At 44.5% G+C, this 20,483-nt stretch carries 18 protein-coding genes, 1 pseudogene and 1 riboswitch; of the genes and pseudogenes, 9 read left to right on the forward strand and 10 right to left on the reverse strand.

The genetic code is table 11. The features are described 5' to 3' along the window. Positions 1-320: 320 nt before the first annotated feature. The gene (locus CXF86_RS11335) at positions 321-1,115 is read left to right on the forward strand and encodes a DsbA family protein (RefSeq protein WP_232774994.1); all 795 of its coding nucleotides are present in this window, start codon (positions 321-323) and stop codon (positions 1,113-1,115) included. A 1,249-nt stretch (positions 1,116-2,364) separates the two neighbouring features. Here the strand turns inward: CXF86_RS11335 and CXF86_RS11340 are convergent. After that, a pseudogene (locus tag CXF86_RS11340) lies at positions 2,365-2,619 on the reverse strand (GIY-YIG nuclease family protein); the annotation flags it as partial. An 11-nt stretch (positions 2,620-2,630) separates the two neighbouring features. Continuing rightward, entirely contained in the window at positions 2,631-4,814 is a 2,184-nt protein-coding gene (locus CXF86_RS11345) for a S9 family peptidase (protein ID WP_102039024.1), read from the reverse strand. Positions 4,815-4,953: 139 nt separating this feature from the next. Further along, positions 4,954-5,228, forward strand: a riboswitch (FMN riboswitch). Positions 5,229-5,389: 161 nt separating this feature from the next. Between CXF86_RS11345 and ribB the strand changes: the two genes are divergently transcribed. Then, the gene (ribB, locus tag CXF86_RS11350) at positions 5,390-6,028 is read left to right on the forward strand and encodes a 3,4-dihydroxy-2-butanone-4-phosphate synthase (protein ID WP_101091941.1); all 639 of its coding nucleotides are present in this window, start codon (positions 5,390-5,392) and stop codon (positions 6,026-6,028) included. Positions 6,029-6,453: 425 nt separating this feature from the next. Next, positions 6,454-9,678 carry an EAL domain-containing protein gene (locus CXF86_RS11355; RefSeq protein WP_101091942.1) on the forward strand — a complete coding sequence of 1,075 codons (3,225 nt, stop codon included), beginning with the start codon at positions 6,454-6,456 and terminating at the stop codon, positions 9,676-9,678. An 80-nt stretch (positions 9,679-9,758) separates the two neighbouring features. On the opposite strand, the gene ftnA is transcribed toward CXF86_RS11355, so the two are convergent. After that, the gene (gene ftnA / locus CXF86_RS11360) at positions 9,759-10,283 is read right to left on the reverse strand and encodes a non-heme ferritin (RefSeq protein ID WP_101091943.1); all 525 of its coding nucleotides are present in this window, start codon (positions 10,281-10,283) and stop codon (positions 9,759-9,761) included. Positions 10,284-10,665: 382 nt separating this feature from the next. Between ftnA and glp the strand changes: the two genes are divergently transcribed. From glp to CXF86_RS22925, 4 genes are all read left to right on the forward strand, one after another. Beyond that, positions 10,666-11,910, forward strand: a complete 1,245-nt coding sequence (glp, locus tag CXF86_RS11365; RefSeq protein ID WP_101091944.1) for a molybdopterin molybdotransferase MoeA — start codon at positions 10,666-10,668, stop codon at positions 11,908-11,910. A 13-nt stretch (positions 11,911-11,923) separates the two neighbouring features. Beyond that, positions 11,924-12,703 (forward strand): molybdopterin-synthase adenylyltransferase MoeB, encoded by a 780-nt coding sequence (moeB, locus tag CXF86_RS11370; protein WP_101091945.1) that lies wholly within the window; start codon positions 11,924-11,926, stop codon positions 12,701-12,703. A 467-nt stretch (positions 12,704-13,170) separates the two neighbouring features. Beyond that, complete coding sequence (locus CXF86_RS11375) at positions 13,171-14,298, forward strand: GGDEF domain-containing protein (protein WP_308303184.1); 1,128 nt, start codon at positions 13,171-13,173, stop codon at positions 14,296-14,298. A gap of 150 nt (positions 14,299-14,448) precedes the next feature. Further along, entirely contained in the window at positions 14,449-14,883 is a 435-nt protein-coding gene (locus tag CXF86_RS22925; RefSeq protein WP_219622732.1) for a DUF333 domain-containing protein, read from the forward strand. A gap of 30 nt (positions 14,884-14,913) precedes the next feature. On the opposite strand, the gene CXF86_RS11390 is transcribed toward CXF86_RS22925, so the two are convergent. The 7 genes from CXF86_RS11390 to CXF86_RS11420 all read right to left on the reverse strand — a co-directional run bounded on the left by CXF86_RS11390 (position 14,914) and on the right by CXF86_RS11420 (position 19,102). Next, on the reverse strand, positions 14,914-15,711 hold the full coding sequence (locus CXF86_RS11390) for a hypothetical protein (protein ID WP_102039025.1): 798 nt from the start codon (positions 15,709-15,711) through the stop codon (positions 14,914-14,916). A gap of 4 nt (positions 15,712-15,715) precedes the next feature. Further along, positions 15,716-16,204, reverse strand: a complete 489-nt coding sequence (locus CXF86_RS11395; RefSeq protein WP_257982780.1) for an RNA polymerase sigma factor — start codon at positions 16,202-16,204, stop codon at positions 15,716-15,718. Continuing rightward, positions 16,194-16,991 carry an HvfC/BufC N-terminal domain-containing protein gene (locus CXF86_RS11400; RefSeq protein ID WP_102039027.1) on the reverse strand — a complete coding sequence of 266 codons (798 nt, stop codon included), beginning with the start codon at positions 16,989-16,991 and terminating at the stop codon, positions 16,194-16,196. The genes CXF86_RS11395 and CXF86_RS11400 overlap by 11 nt, the downstream gene beginning before the upstream one ends. Next, entirely contained in the window at positions 16,982-17,836 is an 855-nt protein-coding gene (locus CXF86_RS11405; protein WP_102039028.1) for an MbnB/TglH/ChrH family RiPP precursor modification enzyme, read from the reverse strand. Before CXF86_RS11405 ends, CXF86_RS11400 begins: the two co-directional genes overlap by 10 nt. After that, positions 17,836-18,117, reverse strand: coding sequence for a BufA1 family periplasmic bufferin-type metallophore (locus tag CXF86_RS11410; protein ID WP_101091954.1), 282 nt, complete (start codon positions 18,115-18,117; stop codon positions 17,836-17,838). Before CXF86_RS11410 ends, CXF86_RS11405 begins: the two co-directional genes overlap by 1 nt. A 122-nt stretch (positions 18,118-18,239) precedes the next feature. Next, positions 18,240-18,626, reverse strand: coding sequence for a thiol-disulfide oxidoreductase DCC family protein (locus CXF86_RS11415; RefSeq protein ID WP_102039029.1), 387 nt, complete (start codon positions 18,624-18,626; stop codon positions 18,240-18,242). Further along, positions 18,623-19,102 (reverse strand): DUF3429 domain-containing protein, encoded by a 480-nt coding sequence (locus tag CXF86_RS11420; protein WP_101091956.1) that lies wholly within the window; start codon positions 19,100-19,102, stop codon positions 18,623-18,625. Before CXF86_RS11420 ends, CXF86_RS11415 begins: the two co-directional genes overlap by 4 nt. Before the next feature lie 283 nt (positions 19,103-19,385). Here CXF86_RS11420 and folX point away from each other — a divergent pair, with 283 nt between their 5' ends. Next, positions 19,386-19,751 carry a dihydroneopterin triphosphate 2'-epimerase gene (gene folX, locus CXF86_RS11425; protein ID WP_101091957.1) on the forward strand — a complete coding sequence of 122 codons (366 nt, stop codon included), beginning with the start codon at positions 19,386-19,388 and terminating at the stop codon, positions 19,749-19,751. A 41-nt stretch (positions 19,752-19,792) separates the two neighbouring features. Continuing rightward, a complete protein-coding gene (gene folE / locus CXF86_RS11430) occupies positions 19,793-20,431 on the forward strand; it encodes a GTP cyclohydrolase I FolE (RefSeq protein WP_101091958.1) in 639 nt (212 codons plus the stop codon). Positions 20,432-20,483: the final 52 nt, after the last annotated feature.

The following is a 20,483-nucleotide window of genomic DNA, read 5'->3' on the forward strand; positions in this document are numbered from 1 at the left end:
ACCGGTCAGTTATGCTGACCGAAAGCACACTAGAGTACAGCAGTGCCCTGCCCACCCCATTTAGCTTTATCTCAGCGACATCCCCTATCTAAAGCCTAACTCCGAAACATTGAAATTGATGGTGCCAATGACCTGCGGCCAACGGCAGTACAGATATTCCCATCGAATATTGGCGGCTGAGGGTTGTATCTAAGATCTCAAACAACAAGGAAATAGGTTTTACCCCAATCAAGTGAAAGATGGACAATAGTTAACTTTACATAACAAATTAAAGGTTTACTGTTTTTGACTTAATATCCCACACTATAAATGATTAAAAAATGTCTATGAAAAAGATATTAGTTCCTCTATTCATCGCGCTTGGCGTTAGTGCTTGCGACACCAATAAATTAGATCTAACTGACCTTAATCAGGCCCAAAAAGACCAGCTTGGTGAGGTTGTCAGTGATTACCTCGTTCAGCACCCTGAGTTCTTAATTAAAGCGTCTGAGAAATTAAACCAACAGAAAAAAGCTGAAATGGCCCAGAAAGCAGTTGAAGTTGCGGTCTCAATGGCCAAACAACTCACTCAAGACAAGAAAACACCTTTTATAGGTCCTCAAGATAGCAAAGTAAGTGTTATTGAGTTTTTTGATTATCAATGTGTATATTGCTCAAAAATATCACCGATTATTACGCAATTGATCCAAGATAATCCTGATGTGAAATTTATTTTTAAAGAGACGCCCATATTCGCGCAACGCTGGAAGCCTTCTATGTATGCAGCAAAAGTAGGTCAATGGATTTTTAAACAAAAGGGCAGCAAAGCCTATATGACTTACCATGACAGTATTTTTGCTACTGGAAAGAATGAAGGAAAGCTCACTAAAGCAGATATTAATCAGCAAGCACAACTTGCTGGTATCCAAATAGCTGATTTTGAAGCCGCTGAACATAAAACTGATGGTATAGATGATAATTACCAACTTTTTTCTCAGCTTGGTTTCCAGGGAACACCTGCACTTATTGTGATGCCAACGTCTAACCCAACCGCAGAGAATATAAAAATAATCAGTGGATTTAACCCTGATAAATTAAAAAATACCATTGAGGAAATGAAAAAAAGTCTTCAATAACCCAGAGAAGATTTGAGAGGGAGCTGACCTAATGTTGTCGCAAAATAGAAGCCCCTCCATATACCTGTAAACACAAGATAGCCAAACTAAAAGCGACCTCAACGTCGACAATATCAACGGCTCCGAGAGCATGGGCTAATTCGATATTGAGTCAGATTTGTCATCCAGATAAGTGATTCGAACTCACTTTTATAACTCATTCTTAAAATTTGGTCTAAAATTAACTCTGAACAGAGCAAACTTTCACGGCGCGGGTGCTGTTGTCGGTTAATGTGCTTTCGGTTGGTTATGCCGACCGCAAGCGTATTAAAGTACGACAGTGTCCTGCCCACCCTTTCAGGATCTCAGCTGGATTATCAGCTGAGGTTCGATAATCTCCTTCAGCTTTATCGTCACTCCGTAATCCAAAGTTAACTTCAATATTGTTGGTTCCAATGGTCTGCGGTGATGTTGGGTACTATTCGTGAACACATGATCAGTGATGCTCCTTACATCATAATGACACTCCTCATATCGCTATAGATCAACTCAAAATGAACAACCTGATGGCCAGATACACGCTTTAGCCTAATATGCATGAAACGCCACGACATGTATTTTGTCTTGAAGCTAATGAGCAGCTTGATACATCTGTGGTTCCAATGACTGCGGCCAGCGCATGTGCAGACGCTACTGAGGCTCGCCGCAAGTTCGTCTGACCTCCAGGGATGGAGGGAATGCCAAATTCTGTATGGAACAGAATTGGCCCTGTAAGCTCTACGATGGCATCCATGCCATCAAAGACCTCAGCCGCATCTACACTGGTTTATAAAAGCACAACGGTCCAACATTTGTGTTTTCAATTTAAAAAAACTAGATCCAACTCTAAATCCGAAGCTATCAAATAACACCCACTTCCCCATCGAAGTTGCCGAAATACAGAGATAAAAATGCCGTAGAACCATCATGGTCTTTCCCGTGCATCCATGCACTTCAAGACATTCAGGCATCCTGCCTATCAGATGATGGTTCAAGCTCGGGGGTACATGGATGTACCATCTGAGTCGTTAGGCGATTTTTGTTGGAGTATGAGGCTCGTACCAAATGCATGTAACTTCGTCGGGGCGTCGTGGTGGATGCAAGGAGGATAAGGACGAGCAGTGTGTGGGCGAAGCGCCACGACTTTGGTCAAGCGCAGCTTGATACTCTACCTTCTATGATTCCAACTGCTAGCCACAAACACTCGACAGAATGTCGGAATGCCCAATGGTTAACCATCGTTGGCTATCAACGCCAACTTCTTCGACCTTGGCCACTTCTTTAACGCTATTTCTCGTTTAAGCGCATCACTGCGACCGCCTACCGTTTCAGAGTAGACCAAGCTCAACGGGCCTTTACCGCGTAAGAACTTGGCTGACTTGGCATTACCACTCTGGTGTTCGTTAAAGCGCCGTGCAACATCCGTGGTAACGCCTGTGTATAGGTGGCCGTTTGCACAGCGCACCATATACAAAAACCAGACTGACTCGGTTGCCACTACTTAGCAGTTTCCTTATCCAGACTCTTATCTAAACCATTACCTAAACCTAGCAAGCCAATGAAGAAGGCGTACTCTTGTGCTTTGTCTTCATATTGGCGATAACGACCACTCTTACCCCCATGTCCCGCTTCCATATCGGTATCAAACAGCAGCACATTATCGTCCGTCTTCATATCACGCAGCTTCGCAACCCACTTCGCAGGTTCGAAATACTGCACCTGTGAGTCATGCAAGCCTGTCGTCACCAACAAGTGGGGGTAGGCTTGTGGTGTTACATTGTCATAAGGCGCGTAACTCAGCATGTAATCGAAATAGGTTTTCTCGTTCGGATTGCCCCATTCGTCATACTCGTTGGTCGTTAGCGGAATAGATTCATCCAACATAGTGGTGACCACATCCACAAACGGCACGTGAGCTGCAACCGCAAAATAGCTTTGTGGTGCTTGGTTTATCACTCCGCCCATTAACAAGCCACCCGCACTGCCACCCGCCGCAACGACTTTGTTTTTATCGGCATAACCTTGCGCAGTTAATGCTTGGGTAACATCAACAAAATCATTAAAGCTATTTTGCTTATTGAGCATACGACCATCGTCATACCAACTACGCCCAAGCATTTCCGAACCTCGAACATGCGCGATGGAATACACAAAGCCGCGATCGAGCAAGCTTAAAATCGAGGAGCTAAAGTCGGGTTCAACCGTATAACCGTATGAGCCATAGCCATACTGATACATTGGGTTAGTACCGTCCTTATTGAACATATCTTTACGGTAGACCAGGGTTACCGGTACCTCTTTACCGTCTCTGGCTTTAATAAAGACACGTTCTGCTTGGTAAAGCTCTGCATCAAAGCTACCAAGCACTTGTTCTTGCTTAAGCAGTTGGCGTTGATTTGGTTCGGTGAGATCATACTCATAGACAGATTCAGGCGTGGTTGGGCTAGAGTAATACACTCGAAGTTTATCACTCAGTTGGTTGGCATTCACATCAAAGCCGACAACATAGGCAGGGTCATTGAATTTAAGCTCAAAGCCCGCGGTGATATCAAAGTTTTGGTTTTTTACTGGGTACACATGGATCCGACTGATACCACGCTCACGTGTTTGCACCACCATGTATTGCTTTAACAGTAAAACGTCTTCAATTCTCGATTGCTCATCGTGGCCAATCACATCTTGCCAAGCGTGTTTGTCAGCAGCTTGATCAACCGCCACTTTCATTAATCTAAAGTTACTCGCCTGCCAGTTGGTTAAGATGTAATAGCTATCACCCAATTTAGAGACTGAGTACTCATGCCCCTCTTCGCGAGGCAGTACCGGCTTAAACTCGCCTAAGGCTGCATTGGCATTGAGCATTAACACTTCACTGGTAACGGTACTTTCAGCGTACAAGGCAATCGAGGTTTCATCGAGCGATTTGCCTAGGCCAATGTAGAATGTGTCGTCTTTCTCTTCATACACCAATACATCTTCAGTTTGAGCCGTCCCTAGCTTATGACGGAACACTTGATATCCGAGCAAAGTTTGTGGATCTTTAGCGATATAGAATAGATGCTGATTGTCATTTGCCCATACCACGTCCCCGTCAGTGCCTTCGAGCTTATCTTTGATTAGCTCACCACTGTTAAGATCTTTAAAATAGAGGGTGTAAATTCGGCGACTAAGCAGATCTTCAGCAAACACCAATGTCGTTTCATCAGGGCTGACCGACACCCCGCCTAAACCATAAAAATCATGACCCTTAGCGCGCTCATTGACATCGAGTAACACCCACTCTTCACTGCTTGCCAACTCGACTTTTCTGGCAACAACTGGGTATTCAAAACCTGCTTTGTAATAGCGGTAATACCAATGGTTATGCCAAAAATAAGGCACACTCGACTCATCTTTATCGAGTCTGCCAATCAGCTCTTCAAATAACTGTTTTTTGAGTGCGTCGTAAGGCTTAAATTGCGCCACTGTATATTCATTTTCAGCATTAAGGTGAGCAATGATTTTAGGGTCTTTACGCTCATCGTCACGCATCCAGTAATAGTCATCGACACGAGTTTCACCATGCAGCTCCATGATATGCGGAACTTTGTCAGCTTTAGGGGGTTCGATTTGTGGTTTTACGGTCATATTAGTACATCCGAGTAGCATTACGGTGCTTAGTGTAAGAGCGAAAATCAATTTCATGTGGCACATCCTTATGGGCAAAAGTATCGCGGCGAGACAATTCATCACCATGGCCACACTTCTGTATTCGCCAGCTTGTCATTTTAATCAAATTGACGCAACATGGCGGCGCTTATCTAATCAACAAACGTAAGATAAGCATAATTCTCAGGGCGGGGTGTAACTCCCCACCGGCGGTAAGTTATTAACTGATGACCGATTTCATTGAATGAAGTGGGCCATTACGACATAAAAGCCCGCGAGCGCCTACCGATACGACAAGAGGTCCACAGGTAGGGTCAGCAGATCTGGTAAACACGCCTTAGTGATGACGCACGTCATATTGAGGTTGCACCTACTCCAGAGCCGACGGTAATGAATACTACAGCGCACTATGTCGCTGCATGTACTAAGTCCGGATGAAAGAGAATATAAGAATACGCTAGTCATCCAAAGTGCTTTTACGCATTGCGGTGAATACGCACAGCTCTTATTAAGCATATGCCTTTGTCATTTTTATATGACCAAAGTCACATGTCATTTTCTGTACGCCCTGATTCTGGCAACCCAATGTAGTTTATTAAAGGATGTTAACCATGAATCAGTCTTTACTCGCGCCTTATGGCAATGCTATCGAACGTGTCAATGCAGCACTTATCGCCCTCCAACAAGGAAAAGGCGTCTTGGTTGTTGATGATGAAGATAGAGAAAATGAAGGCGACCTTATCTATGCAGCAGAAACACTAACCAATGAGCAGATGGCGCTATTAATTCGTGAATGCAGCGGCATTGTATGCCTTTGCCTTACCGATGAGCGCATTGCGCAACTTGAGCTGCCCCCCATGGTCGCTAACAACAACAGCCAATACGGTACAGCCTTTACGGTCAGCATCGAAGCTAAAGTTGGTGTCACCACTGGCGTATCGGCAGCAGATCGAGTCACCACGGTAAAAGCCGCTATCGCTGATGGCGCAAAACCTGATGATCTTGCGCACCCAGGGCATGTCTACCCGCTACGTGCTCGACCTGGTGGCGTATTGGAGCGTCGTGGCCATACCGAAGGCACCGTTGATTTAATGAAGCTTGCTGGATTGAAACCTTTTGGCGTTTTGTGTGAAGTGACTTTGCCCGACGGCACGATGGCGCGTTTACCTGAGATTATCAGTTTTGGTCAGCAACATGATATGCCCGTACTGACGATTGAAGACATTGTGGCTTTTCGTAACTCGCAGTAATGCCGTTGAATAACCATTGAATTAGCTGCTCTAACTTCTTGTTCCACGCTCTAATTATACCAGTAGACCGCATTTTTATGCGGTCTACTTCTTTGCCTAGATCTATTCCCCTCAAAGATAAAATCGCTTAAGCGAAAGCATTTTTCTAGCCAAGCTAACGATAAGATAATTTAGCAACAACGCATCTATTAGCATTTCAGGTAATTGACAGTGTCAAAAAAAAACCAATTAGAAGAAAGTTTTAGTCACTGCATTGACACTAACAACTAAATTCGTGACCTAGATTAGACTTTGGTGAATTAACTGAGACACCACAATCTTGATATGGTTATTATTTGGCGCGTTTTTAATCTCATCTTTTTATTTTTAATGATTAAAACAACAATGTTGATAATTAGAGTATTACGCGAAAGGGTTGTCGCCGAATGTTAAGCCTATTGAACCGCTTAAGCTTTAAACAAAAGCTATTCTTATTTGCCTCATTGCCAATGTTTATATTGGTGGTGTTTGCTGTGCTGCATTCCATATCGCTATTTAAGCAATATCAAAGTGCCTCCGCGAATGCGTTAACCACCCAGGTCACTCTCGGCGTTGAGAACGTCATTTTCGAGCTACAAAAAGAGCGCGGTTTATCAGCTGGCTACTTAAGCAGTGGCGGCAAAAAATTTGCCACTGAGCTACAGCAGCAGTGGCAAACCACAGATCAAGCATTACAAAATTTAGCCCATAACAGCTCACTTAAGAACGTAATACAAACCAGCCAAGACGACTATCCGTTAATGATTGCACTACAGGAGCGGATTGACCGCAGCAGTGCTGAACGCAAACGCTTGACACAGTTTCGTCGCCAAGTGCTCAATCTCGACAATAGTCAGTACTTTAATTATTACTCGCAACTAAATCAAAAACTGATCAATTTTGCCTCGCAACTGCGCTTGAAAAGTGAAGATTCCTACCTAGTAATGATTCAAGCCGATCTTGTAAACACCTTAAAAATCCAAGAGCTAGCAGGGCAAGAGCGCGGCTTAGTCAACCAGCTGCTTGCGGCGCCAACAATAAACCTTGACTCATACGGTGCCATTTTAAGCATCAGCAACCAGCTTAATAATTCCATTAACAACGCTAGATTGTTAATGACAAAAGATAATCGCACTAAGTTGAATGCATTTTTGAATAGCCCTGAACAACAAGAGATCCAAGCGTTACGACAAAAACTACAACAACAAGTTGGCCTCATCAAACATGCACGCATCATTAGTGATCTCATGGGCCATCAGGGCTTAATGCATGACTTCTATCGCTCAGTCACATCGGCAAAGCAGACGGATAACATGAGTTTTGAGCAGCACTATGCTGAACTCGGAATAGCCCTTACAGAGATTAAGCGCAAGCAAAACTTAACTGAGCATCAACTGCAACTCATTGCCGCTCTTGAACGCACTGTTGATCGTTACTCTCAGCACCTACAGCAGATTAAAAGCACGCAACAGCCATTCCTGAGCACCACAACAATTGTGGATGAATACACGGCAATGCATCAAGCCTTACAGCGATTACAAAACCAAACCCCAGTGATTAGCAGCGCACATTGGTGGTCAATGGCCAGTGCGGGGATCGAATTGTTGCATCAAATGAACATTCAACTGACAGAGAAAATAGCCCGTCAAAGCGATATCGAAAAACAACAGATTTTGTACTCTCTGTATATTAATCTGCTCACTGGCATATTGTTTTTCTATATTATATTTATCTTAGGTAAATACATCGGCAATAGCCTTATCAATTCAATCACCGTCATAGTACGTGATGTTGAAAAGATGGCAAAAGACCCAAATCTACAGCTGAAAATTGAGATTAAAGGCAACGATGAATTAGCACAAATATCCACCGCACTTAACCAAATGCTAAGCGAGCGCACGCTGGCCCAAATCTCATTACAACAAGCATCTGCGGTATTTGAACACTCTGCCGAAGGCATTATGGTGACCGATGCCGACAATCGTATCGAGTTGGTCAACCCCGCTTTTACTAAAATCACCGGTTATAACCTTGAAGACGTTAAAGGGCATAAACCGAGTATTTTAAGCTCCAACCATCATCATCCACAATTTTATCGTCAACTGTGGCAATCACTGGCTGACACCAATCATTGGGAAGGCGAGATCTGGAATAAGCGCAAAGATGGCAACGTTTATCCAGAGTATCTGTCGATCACTGCAGTAAAGAATGCCCAAGGTGATATTTGCCAGCACATAGGTTTATTCCTGGATGTGAGTAACCATAAGCAGTATGAACAAGACTTGTGGTACAAGACTAATTACGATTCACTGACTAAGCTGCCTAATCGCCATCTGTTTTCATCACGATTACAGCACGCCATTGATACCGCAAGCCAACATCAATCTCAGATTGCCGTTTTCTTAATCGATTTAGATCGTTTCAAATTCATTAATGAACTGCATGGTCATGCCGCTGGTAACAAAATCCTCAAACAATCAGCCATGCGCCTTGAAGCCGTACTGGGGCCGAAAGATTCTATTGCTCGTATCGGTGGCGATGAATTCGCCATTATCTCACCGCAACATAATACAACTGAAACTGCAGAGCATCTGGCGCAGAAACTAACAGAGGTGTTAGGGCAACCGATAAAGCTCGATGCGATTGAAAGTAATATATCCGCCAGCATCGGGGTCTCATTCTACCCAGAAGATGGCCAAGACATAGAGACGCTACTGAGAAACTCCGAAACTGCGATGTACCAAGCCAAGCGAGATGGCCGAGCACATTTCCAGTACTTCTCACCAGAGATGAACGTGGAGATGTTAGCGCGGATGCGACTCGAGCAACGGTTACGAAAAGCAGTAAAACAGTCTGAATTTTATTTGGAATACCAACCCGTTGTTGATATGCAGCGCGGCACAGTTGCCAGCGTTGAAGCGTTGATCCGCTGGCGAGATCCTGAGTTTGGCATTATCTCTCCCACGCTCTTTATTCCCATCGCTGAAGAGGCTGGGTTGATTGAATCGTTAGGGGAGTGGATTTTAAATCAAGCGCTTACCGACTTGGCTCTGTGGCATTCACAAGGTCATATGCTTAAAGTCGCCATTAACGTGTCTGGCCGCCAATGCATTAACTCTAATGGTCGCAGTTTTTATCAGATACTCAAGCAAGCGTTAGCACACCACTGCATAGCACCGCATTACTTGCATGTAGAGATAACAGAAAGCATGCTGATTGAAGACAAGCCTTATAGCTTACAGATCCTTAACTCGATCAGGCAGCTTGGTATCGATATCTACCTCGATGACTTTGGCACTGGCTATTCGGCATTAAGCTATCTTAACCAATTCCCTATTTCAGTGATCAAAATTGATAAGAGTTTCATCGATAACGCAACGGTTAACCAGTCTGATGCCAAACTCGTTAAAGCCATTGTTATGATGGGGCAAAGTTTAGAGATGCCACTTGTGGCCGAAGGAATCGAAACCGAAGAGCAATGGGATTTTTTACAAGCGCTCGGCTGCGACTATGCCCAAGGCTACTTAATGTCTAAACCATTATCCAGTGAAAAACTGCTTACCTTTCTTGAAAATGAAACCGCCATTAACCGTATCATTAACCGCAAAGCACTTAGCTATGTCGTTAATTAAGCTTAACCCTTTAGCAGTCATAAATTAAGCCCATAAAAAAAGAGCAGCCTAGCTGCTCTTTTTTTATGTACTAGCCGCGATTAAGCAGTGCTAGACATCACGCTGGCAGACTCTTCAACCGCCATTTGTGCTAAATCTTTATCGACGAAGAACAAGGCTTTGCCGTCTTCACCCACCAAACGAATTTTATCTACGATTGATTTGAATAGTTTCTCTTCTTCATGCTGCTCTGAAACATACCACTGCAAGAAGTTAAAGGTAGAGTAATCTTGATTAGAGAATGCTGCGTGAGCAAGCTCGTTAATCTTTTTAGTGATCAATTGCTCGTGCTCATAAGTGTATTCGAATAACGCCAGCAAAGAAGGGAAGTCAGCCTGTGGCGCTTCAATCGTCCCTAACAGTGGCATGCCACCTGTTTCACTGACATAAGTGAACAAACGGTGCATATGCCCCATCTCTTCATCAGCATGGGTGCGCATAAATTTAGCCGCGCCTTCAAAACCTTTGTCTTCACACCATGCACTCATCTGTAAGTACAGGTTAGAGGAGAAAAACTCCATGTTGATCTGGTCGTTTAATTGGTCAATCATCTTCTGGGCCAACATCTTAATTCCTCTGACTATTCTGTTTATGGTCGCTATTGTTATCAAGCTAGCGTAGAAATGCAATGAAATTTACTTAAGCTACTGTTTAATAAATAATAATGGTTTTCATTCACATAAAGAGGTGATTGCTAATATTGCGACTGTATGATTAAAAAACTCAAAAGAATCAGCCCTTAGCCTGAGCTGGCAAAAAGATAAAGTAATCGATGTAAGCCATAACCGAACGCTGATTTATTTGTCCTGTGGTAAGAAAAATAATCATAAAGCTGCGATCAGCTGTTAAAACTGCCAAGCAGATCATAGTCATCTACAATCACCATGGCATAATGCGCTATATTCGTTTTTACTTAACGTACTCTTATTAAGCCTCAAGGATAGATAGATGCAGACTCATGCAGACCCGTGTTCTCAACCTAGCCTAATGCATCCCACGCTGGCTATCGTAAAATTACTAGAGCAAGTGCAGCCGGTCACCGATTCAGAAGTCGTGTTACTGACACAAGCCCTAGGACGCGTCTTAGCTGAAGACCTAGCTTCTCATGTCGACCTACCTCCTTTCGACAACTCAGCAATGGACGGCTACGCCTTTAATTTTGATGAGCTTGACCCTGCTAAGCCGTTAACGCTTATCGGCGACTCTTTTGCCGGGCACCCGTTTACAGGCCAATGCGTTAAAGGCGGCTGCATTCGCATTATGACTGGGGCACCGGTTCCGGCTGGCTATGACACCGTTCAGATGCAAGAAAAAGTGACTGCTGACGGTACAAACATCAGCATTGAAGCGCCAAAGAAAAAAGGGGCAAACGTCCGCTATCGCGCTGAAGAACTCACTATTGGCACCAAAGTTCTTAAAGTAGGCACCCATATCGGGGCAGCCGAGATGGGAGTGCTTGCAACGATAGGCGCAAGTCAGTTACGTGTATTTCGTCCACTCAAAGTCGCTTTTTTCTCAACCGGTGACGAATTGCGCCCCGTCGGCAGTGAGCTTGGCCCTGGCCAGATTTACGACTCAAATCGATACAGTATTCAAGGCCTACTCAGCCGCGCTAACGTTGAGTGGATAGATCTCGGCGTCATTGAAGATGACAAAGAAGCAATTCGCCAAGCCTTTAAAACAGCTTCAGTAAGTGCCGATATGGTACTGACATCAGGCGGTGTTTCAGTCGGTGACGCAGACTATACCAAGCAAATTCTTGACGAAGAGGGTGAAATCACCTTTTGGAAGCTCGCCATTAAGCCCGGCAAACCGTTTGCATTCGGTCACTTAGGTGATGCTGTTTTCTGTGGACTTCCAGGCAACCCTGTTTCCTCTATGGTGACGTTTTACAAGCTTGTTTGGCCACTACTGCAAAAAATGCAAGGCCTACCCCAAGTTAAACCTGTCACATTCAAGGCCACGCTAACCCAAGATATTCGCAAGTTTCCTGGCCGAATGGAGTTCCAACGGGCGGTACTGAGCTATAACGAAGAAGGTGAAGCACAAGTCGCCGTCACTGGCGGACAAGGCTCTGGCATGTTGACTTCAATGACGTTAGCCAACTGTTTTATCATCTTAGAGCAAGATTGTGATGGCGTAGCCGCAGGCGAACGAGTGACGGTTGAGCCCTTCAATAGCGTACTAGCGTAAGAGACAAATACTAATGCCGAGTCAACACACCGTCACGGACGAGATATTAACTGACGCAGAAATATTGCGTTATAGCCGTCAAATATCCATTAAATCGATGGACTTTGAAGGACAGGAAAAGCTCAAACAAGCCAAAGTATTGATTATCGGTGCCGGCGGTTTGGGCTGTGCAGCCAGCCAGTACTTGGCCGTAGCGGGTGCAGGCTTAATCACACTAGTCGACTTTGATACGGTTGAAGTCTCTAACTTGCAGCGCCAAGTATTGCATCAAGATGCCAATGTAGGACAAGCCAAAGTTGACTCAGCCAAAGAGACGTTAACGAGCTTAAATCCGCATATTCAAATTGATACTATCAATGCCGTGTTAGACGACCATGAGATTGAAGCGCTCGTTAAGCAGCACTCCATCGTGATGGATTGTACTGATAATGTGGCGGTGCGGGAGCAGCTTAATCAAAGTTGTTTTTCCCATAAAGTGCCCTTAGTATCTGCCGCCGCGATTAGAATGGAAGGCATGGTCACGGTATTTGATTACCAAGCCAGCACGCCCTGTTATCACTGCTTCAGTCAGCTATTTGGTGAGCAACAGCTTAGCTGTGTTGAGTCGGGCATTCTTGCCCCTGTGGTCGGCATGATAGGTTGTTTACAAGCCGTAGAAGCGATAAAAGTGATCGCCAACATGGGACGCACCTTAGCGGGACGAATTTTGATGATCGATGCCATGACCATGGAATTTCGTGAAATGAAGTTACCCAAACAGCCAAACTGCCCAATCTGCTCCACCGGTAGCTAATCCTTAGCTGAAATAATGAGAGATATTCGCTAACGGCGGATATCTCGCTTCTCTTCTTTGCCCTGTACCCCCTCAGTTAATTCGCCTGTCAGCACTAGGGGTTACGACCTGTAAACTAAGACTATACAGTTGATTGTTAACAACTTAACATATAATTACTGCTGTGGATTTTCGCTAAATGAAATGCCGAGTTCTGCCGAATAAAGCTCGGAAGGAACATGTTTTAAAGGTTTTTCATTTTATATTAATCACAGGCTTTATCTTATGCTAAAAGTGTCGACTTACTTAGGCTATAGATTGTTGTTTTTTACTCATGCTATGACTCGATGTAAACGACAGAGCTGATTATTGAGTTCTGTTTTTACTGAGTTCAGTGTTTAACTAAGTTTATGTTGAGGTTTGTTTTGTCTGCCTTTTACCACCGATGTCGCTATTTCTTTCTTCCCCTTTTATTCACTGGCATAACATTGAGCATAATTCAGCTCTCTCAGCCAAGCTTACAAACTTGGCAAGGAGTGATTGAACAACTGCCTAACTGGCTACTTCCTGCTGTCGCTATCATCGCGCTGCAATTCAACCGCAGTCGATTAGCCTATTTAGCCATCTTATTGTTGGCATATTACTTCTGTATCACCACTGATCAAGTTGCAATAACAGATCTCAATCTATACTCAGATCCGCTACTGCTTGCAGGTGCTCTCACCATTACTTGGTTCGCGTTTATTAAAGACAGAGGGCTTCTGTCTTCCCATAGTGTAGTGAGGATCCTTGGGGTAATATTGAGCTTGGCAGTCGCTTTAGGTTGGATCTGGGTTAACACTAAATTCAAGATAACACTCGATAGTTATCTTCCCAGTATGGTTACCATAGAGATTCGAATATTAACGCCTTTGTATATCTGCTTATTATTGGCTTTTATGCGAGGAATTTGGCCGTCTAATTTGGTCAATACTTCGATATTCATTACATTAGTATTATGGGCAATACATTTTATTTATCCTAGCTTGATCCCCATCTCCATTTCCATGACAGCATTGGCCATTCTTTATATTTTAACGGTCCTGACAGATTCCTACTTTCTCGCTTATCGTGATGAACTAACAGGGCTCGCTTCACGCCGTGCCCTTTATAATGCAGTGCTTTCCCTAGGCCGTAAATACAGCGTGGCCATGCTAGATATAGATCATTTTAAGAAGTTTAATGATACCTATGGCCATGATGTTGGTGATCAGGTTCTTAAGCTCGTCTCCAGTAAAATTGACCAGGTAAATGGCAATGGTAAAGCCTTCCGCTATGGCGGTGAGGAGTTCACCATCATCTTTCCCCGTAAAGATGTATCATCAGTTATCCTCTATCTTGAAGAGGTGCGCGAGGCCATAGAAGACTACGATATAGTGCTACGCAATGATAAACGTAAGCAACAAACCAAAGCTAAACGTAGCACCACTCAAAGTGACAGGAAAACTGTCAATGTCACCATCTCGATAGGCGTTGCAGAACATAAAAATGGCGAAACTTTTGAACAAACTCTGAAGAGATCTGATGTAGCCTTATACAAGGCGAAGAAAAAAGGACGTAACCAAGTTTGCGTTTAGTCCGTCACAGAGATAAATGAAAGTAGTGAATCAAAAGGCGATTTGTTAACTATTCTTTCTATAGTCGAGCCTCAACTAACCCTTTTGCGTATTCAGTGCGTTAGTACTTACAACGATACTTATCAGCCAACACACAGCAGAGAACGCAACATGAGAAAAATAACCTTACTTAGTCTTATAACCATCACAACATTATTTCTCCTAGGCTGCGATGCTCAGAAAACAGAACAAGCGTCAGCGGGCTCTATCAGCTTGGCAAACCCCGCATCTACTTATTGTGTCGCTCAAGGCGGTACCCTCTCGATTGAATCTGAAGAAGATGGGCAAGTTGGTTATTGCACCTTGCCCAGTGGTGAGAGAGTGGAAGAGTGGCAGCTGTATAAGCGTGACCACAAAGAGAGTAATGAGGATATTGAAGTGACCGAGATGCTACAAACTCCGAATCCAGCAGCTGAATACTGCTTAAAACTGGGCGGTACTTCAGATCTTTCCAGCGGTAATTGTATTTTGCCAAATGGCAAAAAAATTGATCAGTGGCAACTATTTCGCCGAGATCACCTGTTTATCGACCCACAAAACAGATAGCTCAGCAGCAAGTCCACCAATAAGATAAATTCAATCGACCGAACGAGCCGTTGCCATCAGTAAGCCCTTCTCAATCCAGATTGATACCTCTACGCCCCTTACGACTTGTTCAATGGGTTGCTGTCCTTGCTCTAGCACTGGCAGCTCTCCATAAAGACTGGGATCGTATTGCACCTCATACAGAGTAACGGGTGCACCGTTATCCTGTTTAAAGCGGATCTGCGCGGCTGTTAGCCCTTGAATGGAGCAGTAGCGGCCGCCCAACATTTTACTTGCGGAGTTATCTAACAAACTCGAATTAACCAAGGTGAAATCCAGTTGAGTGAAATACTCTCTAAGCTGGTTTAAGTTTTGTGTTTGCACTTCCAGTGGTTTCATCTTCACATGATTACGGGCGACTTCATCGGCTATTTTCCAGCTCATATCTCTAGCCGCAATGGCCGGTGAACCTGAGTGTAAATAACGGCGTAACTCCACACTCGAAGACAACTGATATCCTGCCACCAGCAGCAATAAGCTGGCGACCATGGCGTAAACCATTTTGCTGATACTGCGAGATTTTTTGTTAGGGATCTTGCCCGCGCTTGCACCTGTAGATATTTCGCCAGGTACTTCGCTGCACTGAGCACGATTATATTCAGTAAGCTGAGCATCGGTCAGGGTAGCAGGCTGCGCTAGTGACGGCGTGTCTGCGGCCAACGTTGACGAGTCAGCCGCTAACAGCGCTTCCATGCGTGCGAGCCCATCTTGTGAAAGACTTTGTGCTTCAATATATTGCTTTACCATGCCTTTAAAGTTGTTGTCGGCGGCGCCGTGTTTTTTACTCATGATGTTAGCCCCCCTGACCTGTGGTATTTGTTTGAGCAGACAGCTGCATAATATCGACTGATTTAATCTTAATACGATGCAATCTCGATAAAATGGTGCCTCTGGGTTGACCTAAATCCTTAGCAATTTCAGCGGCGCTATAGCCCTCAACCGCCCATAGATAAAGCACCTCTCGTTCCGCCGCGTTTAGCTGCGAAAACAGATACTCGATTAAGTCATGCTGTAGCTCGACCTCTTCCAAACATGTTTCATCGAGTAAGGCGGGAGCATGATCATCTATGGGTTCGAAATCAATTATTTTTAAGCGCCTGCAATCATCAATAAATTGATTACGGATCACGGTGCGTAAATAGGCCCTAGGGTGCTCTGGTTTTGCTTCGCTCTTTAACCAACGTTCAATGGCTGTTTGCAGTAGGTCTTCCGCTTGCGCATTATGCCGAGTGAGACATAAACAATAACGGTATAAGCTCTGTAACAGCTCTCTATCCATCATGGGTTACCATTGACCTATAGCCAGCAATCCACCCTTGTTGGATCAACTGCGGCAGTATGTTCAAATCAACATCAGCATCCGTTAATGCCCCCAAAGACAAGCCGCGCTTTATCGCCAGCAATAGCAGTGCTTCAGCAGCTGAAACCAGCGTGAATGTCGTCTTAAAACGCTCTCTAAAGGTCAATAGGTATAGTGGAGATGTGTCGCTTTGCGACTGTGAATATTTCACTGCATCAGCTGAAGCTTGATGCTTTAACCAAATGCGATGCACTGGATACCTACAGGTAAGTAACTCCATGTCAGGCTGTAATAACAACACCGCTTGTTGTTGCTGCACTTCACTCAGTTGTCCCAGCCCTTCAAGTTTACACACCTGCGGTTGTTGCAAAAAATCTGTACGGTTCTGTGCGTAATAACCTTGCTTTAACAACCACTCTAGCGCCGCGAGTTCAGGCAGATACTCAAGTCCCGCAAACGCTTGATGTTGCTTTATCTCTTTAGCGAGCAGCTGTGAAAACTGTGCGCCATAATGATTTAAATTAGCGTCGTTAAGTGGATAAGCGGTGCAATACTGCTGCGCTAACTGACTAAAACAGCCCTCACCTAGCACCGTTTGGCACACTGGAAAACTGGTCTGTAAACCATTTAACAACGCCTGAAATGCATTATTGCGATAGACACTCAGCCGCGACTGTTCACGCTGATTGACCATGCTGAGCAACTCACTATCATCGCCATCAGCTTGCAACGCTTGAATAAACGCCCCTTGCCAGTCAGCTAAGCGCATTGGTCAACCCCCGCTGATGGCTTGCTGTTGAACTGCATGATATCAGCGGCAATCTGTCGCTCTTGCAACAGTCTATTTAATGAAGGGATCTCGCTGTCCCACTCGATCATGGTGGGAATATTGCCATTAAGCTCTATATAGCGCTGATAAGCGTTCCAGACTTGCGGATCGACGGGGTGGTTATGCGCATCAAGCAGATAGTCACCTTTTTGATGAAAGCCTGCCAAGTGGATCTGTTTCACCCGCTGTGCAGGTACAGCATCTAAAAATGACTGCAACTGCTGATCAAGATTCACGCTCGTCACAAAAGCATTGTTGATATCAAGCAGCAGATAGCAATCTGCCTCTTCGGCAATCGCGGCGATAAACTCCCCCTCACTCAATTCATTATGTTGACAGCTCATGTAGGTAGACACATTTTCGAGCAATATTCTTTCACCCATAATGTCTTGAGTTTGCTTTATCCTGTTACTGATATGCATTACCGCTTCGGCGGTATAGGGCAGCGGTAGCAGGTCAGCCACCTTAAAATCGTCGTTGCCAGAAAAGCTCGCGTGTTCCGAATACAAATGGCCGCCACACGCTTGCTTGAGTGATTTGATCTTATTGAGGTAATCAACATCTAGCGTATTCGCACCGCCAAGAGACAAGCCCACGCTGTGAAACACCAGCGGAAAACGCTCGCTAATACGATTGAGCAGATGTTGATTCAGTCCGCCGTCCACCAGCCAGTTATCAACCAATACTTCAAGCCAAGGGATCTCAACACTGTCGTCAGCCAGAATCTGTTGTACGTGAGGAATGCGCAGGCCAATACCTGCGCCTGCTATAGCCGTAGCTAACATTAGCTTTTAGCCGGTTTAACCGCTTTTACTTCGCCGCCGGCTATCTTGTCGCATGTTCCAGCGGGCACATAAACCCACTCAGCCGCCAAGTTGTCAGTTTTAGCTTGGCCCGCACAACCATGGCTACCATCTAAAGCACCACAATCATTGGCACCCGCTTTAGCGATACCAGCGCATTTTTCCCACTCTTTCGGTTGATCAGGTACCGCTTGTGCACCTAAAGATAAACTGGCAGCCAAAATACCTGCCACGGTTACGCCGAGTGCTGTTGTAGATTTCATATCGATTATTCCTTTTGATAGATAACACATTCAACCCTATAACGATTGAGTCATGGGATTGATTGCATTGTGGTCAAAATTAATTCTAGTTGAATCGAGATGAATCGTGTAAACCACTCACGCTAGCGGGAACAAGTACCACTTTCGCAACGCTTCTTACCGGTTAACAGGTAAGAGATACGGTAGCGATGCTTAGCAAAAAATAGATAACCTTTATCGGAGAATGGTTTCACTAATGAGCAGCGCAACAATGAAACCCACCTCTCTTTGCCGACCACTGTCCAAGCTTCGTAAGTAACATCAAGCCCGGTAATAATTGAACCATCTGGACGTTGGGCATGCAGTATGCGGTTAGCAACAGTGAAATCAATCTCTGGAAATTTACTCGCGAAATCACTCTGATTAAGATCTTGTAGCTCTATATCATCGCCAATATCTCGGGCTTTTATATGCTGCATTTCAGCGTCACAAAGCGGACAAAGTGAGTCATAAAAAATACGTAGTTTCATTGCAAACCTCCAAACAACTGATGGATCAACATCAGTAAATGCATACTCACAGCCACCAACGTTAGGCGATGTCTCATCGAGAGATAGTCATCATTAAGGCATAGCGCTTGCGATTTTTTCTCAACCGCAAGCAAACTTAAATAACCTACCGACAGAATTGCCAGACTGATGACCTCTTGATTGAGTAATAAAGCGACCCAAGCGAGTATTGAATAAAGATTACTGAGGATCAGTAATCGACCTATGGTGCCACTCGTCGATAGGGCTAGCGCACGGCCCCAAAGAGTGCCGGAAATAAAGCTAAGGATAATCGCGCTGTAGCTAATAAACGCAAAATGGGCACTAAACCACGGCAGCTGCCAACCCAGCCAAACCATTAATGTGGATAAGATAAAAGGCAACAGCCCGGCATAACCCAGTCCTAGCCAAACACGTTCATTTTTCCCCATAGCGGACTCATCTTCAGCGCTAAACATGACTAATCTGTACGATGTCAGTTGACTTTTAGATCTCTGCTTGATGTAAATGAGTCGTTAAGAGTTGATCTTAATCGCGGGATTATCCGTATTCTTGCCTATAATTGTACTTTTGGCCTCGCGTGAGTTTGAAAGCCCGTAGCTAAGGAAGCTAACGTTCGATATACGACTGGATGGATGCCTTAGCCGAGAATAACTATTAGCTTTTTGCTTTCAGTGCTTTAAATTTCCACTGAATGAACAGATACTGAATACCATCAGTATCCATTTAAAAGGACTCTAAATGACGACCAGCAATGCCATTATAAAAGTGACCAATTTACGCCTGCGCACCTACATCGGCTTCAATATCGAAGAGCGCGAGAAGATGCAGGACGTGGTGATTAACATTGAAATCCACTACCCCGCAAGCAATGCGATTCGAGAAGATAATGTAGACGAAGCGCTCAACTACAAGAAAGTGACCAAAGCGGTTATCCAACATGTGGAAGAGGGACGATTCCTACTGTTAGAAAAGCTCGTGTCTGACGTACTCGACATCAGTAGTCAACATCCATGGGTGCAATATGCCCGTGTGACGATTGATAAACCCCATGCATTAAGATTTGCAGACTCTGTTTCATTGTCACTCGAGTACCGTAAATCCTAATGCCCAATTGCCAAATTATTCATTCACAGCAGGAGTCAACTATGGATGTATCACAGGCTGAACAAGTGAGAGAAGCACTCATTGCCCAAGGGCTCGAAACGCCATTAACGCCCTCGGATATGACCGCCGAGCAAAAATATGAACGTATTAAAGGCTTAATGACTGAAGTCGTATCCACCCTAGGGCTCGATCTTAGCGATGACAGTTTGCAAGAAACTCCGCATCGTATTGCCAAGATGTATGTAAACGAAATATTTGCAGGCTTAGATTATGCAAATTTCCCCAAAATTGCCCAAATTGAAAATAAAATGGCTATCGATGAAATGGTACGGATCACCGATATCAGCGTGGTCAGCACCTGCGAGCACCACTTTGTCACCATCGATGGGCTCGCAAAAGTCGCCTACATACCCAATAACACCATTATCGGTTTATCGAAGATCAACCGCATTGTGCGATTTTTTGCTCAACGCCCTCAGGTGCAGGAGCGCTTAACCAAGCAAATTTTAGTCGCACTGCAAACATTACTGGCGACCGATAATGTAGCGGTGAGCATTGACGCCACGCACTACTGCGTAAAGTCCAGAGGGGTTATGGATACTCAATCTAAAACTCAAACGACAGCACTGGGTGGAAACTTTAAATCGAATGCTTCAACCCGTGCAGAGTTTTTAAGATAAATAAAATCAGCACCTCGGCTATCAAGCCCTAAAGGAATTAGATTAACGGAAG

This window comes from Shewanella sp. GutCb (assembly GCF_002836135.1).
GTDB lineage: Bacteria > Pseudomonadota > Gammaproteobacteria > Enterobacterales > Shewanellaceae > Shewanella.

Coding starts and splice junctions, on each gene's coding strand:
- CXF86_RS11335 (WP_232774994.1), top strand. CDS start 321: ATGTCTATGAAAAAGATATTAGTTCCTCTATTCATCGCGCTTGGCGTT.
- CXF86_RS11345 (WP_102039024.1), bottom strand. CDS start 4,814: ATGAAATTGATTTTCGCTCTTACACTAAGCACCGTAATGCTACTCGGA.
- ribB (WP_101091941.1), top strand. CDS start 5,390: ATGAATCAGTCTTTACTCGCGCCTTATGGCAATGCTATCGAACGTGTC.
- CXF86_RS11355 (WP_101091942.1), top strand. CDS start 6,454: ATGTTAAGCCTATTGAACCGCTTAAGCTTTAAACAAAAGCTATTCTTA.
- ftnA (WP_101091943.1), bottom strand. CDS start 10,283: ATGTTGGCCCAGAAGATGATTGACCAATTAAACGACCAGATCAACATG.
- glp (WP_101091944.1), top strand. CDS start 10,666: ATGCAGACTCATGCAGACCCGTGTTCTCAACCTAGCCTAATGCATCCC.
- moeB (WP_101091945.1), top strand. CDS start 11,924: ATGCCGAGTCAACACACCGTCACGGACGAGATATTAACTGACGCAGAA.
- CXF86_RS22925 (WP_219622732.1), top strand. CDS start 14,449: ATGAGAAAAATAACCTTACTTAGTCTTATAACCATCACAACATTATTT.
- CXF86_RS11390 (WP_102039025.1), bottom strand. CDS start 15,711: ATGAGTAAAAAACACGGCGCCGCCGACAACAACTTTAAAGGCATGGTA.
- CXF86_RS11395 (WP_257982780.1), bottom strand. CDS start 16,204: ATGATGGATAGAGAGCTGTTACAGAGCTTATACCGTTATTGTTTATGT.
- CXF86_RS11400 (WP_102039027.1), bottom strand. CDS start 16,991: ATGCGCTTAGCTGACTGGCAAGGGGCGTTTATTCAAGCGTTGCAAGCT.
- CXF86_RS11405 (WP_102039028.1), bottom strand. CDS start 17,836: ATGTTAGCTACGGCTATAGCAGGCGCAGGTATTGGCCTGCGCATTCCT.
- CXF86_RS11410 (WP_101091954.1), bottom strand. CDS start 18,117: ATGAAATCTACAACAGCACTCGGCGTAACCGTGGCAGGTATTTTGGCT.
- CXF86_RS11415 (WP_102039029.1), bottom strand. CDS start 18,626: ATGAAACTACGTATTTTTTATGACTCACTTTGTCCGCTTTGTGACGCT.
- CXF86_RS11420 (WP_101091956.1), bottom strand. CDS start 19,102: ATGTTTAGCGCTGAAGATGAGTCCGCTATGGGGAAAAATGAACGTGTT.
- folX (WP_101091957.1), top strand. CDS start 19,386: ATGACGACCAGCAATGCCATTATAAAAGTGACCAATTTACGCCTGCGC.
- folE (WP_101091958.1), top strand. CDS start 19,793: ATGGATGTATCACAGGCTGAACAAGTGAGAGAAGCACTCATTGCCCAA.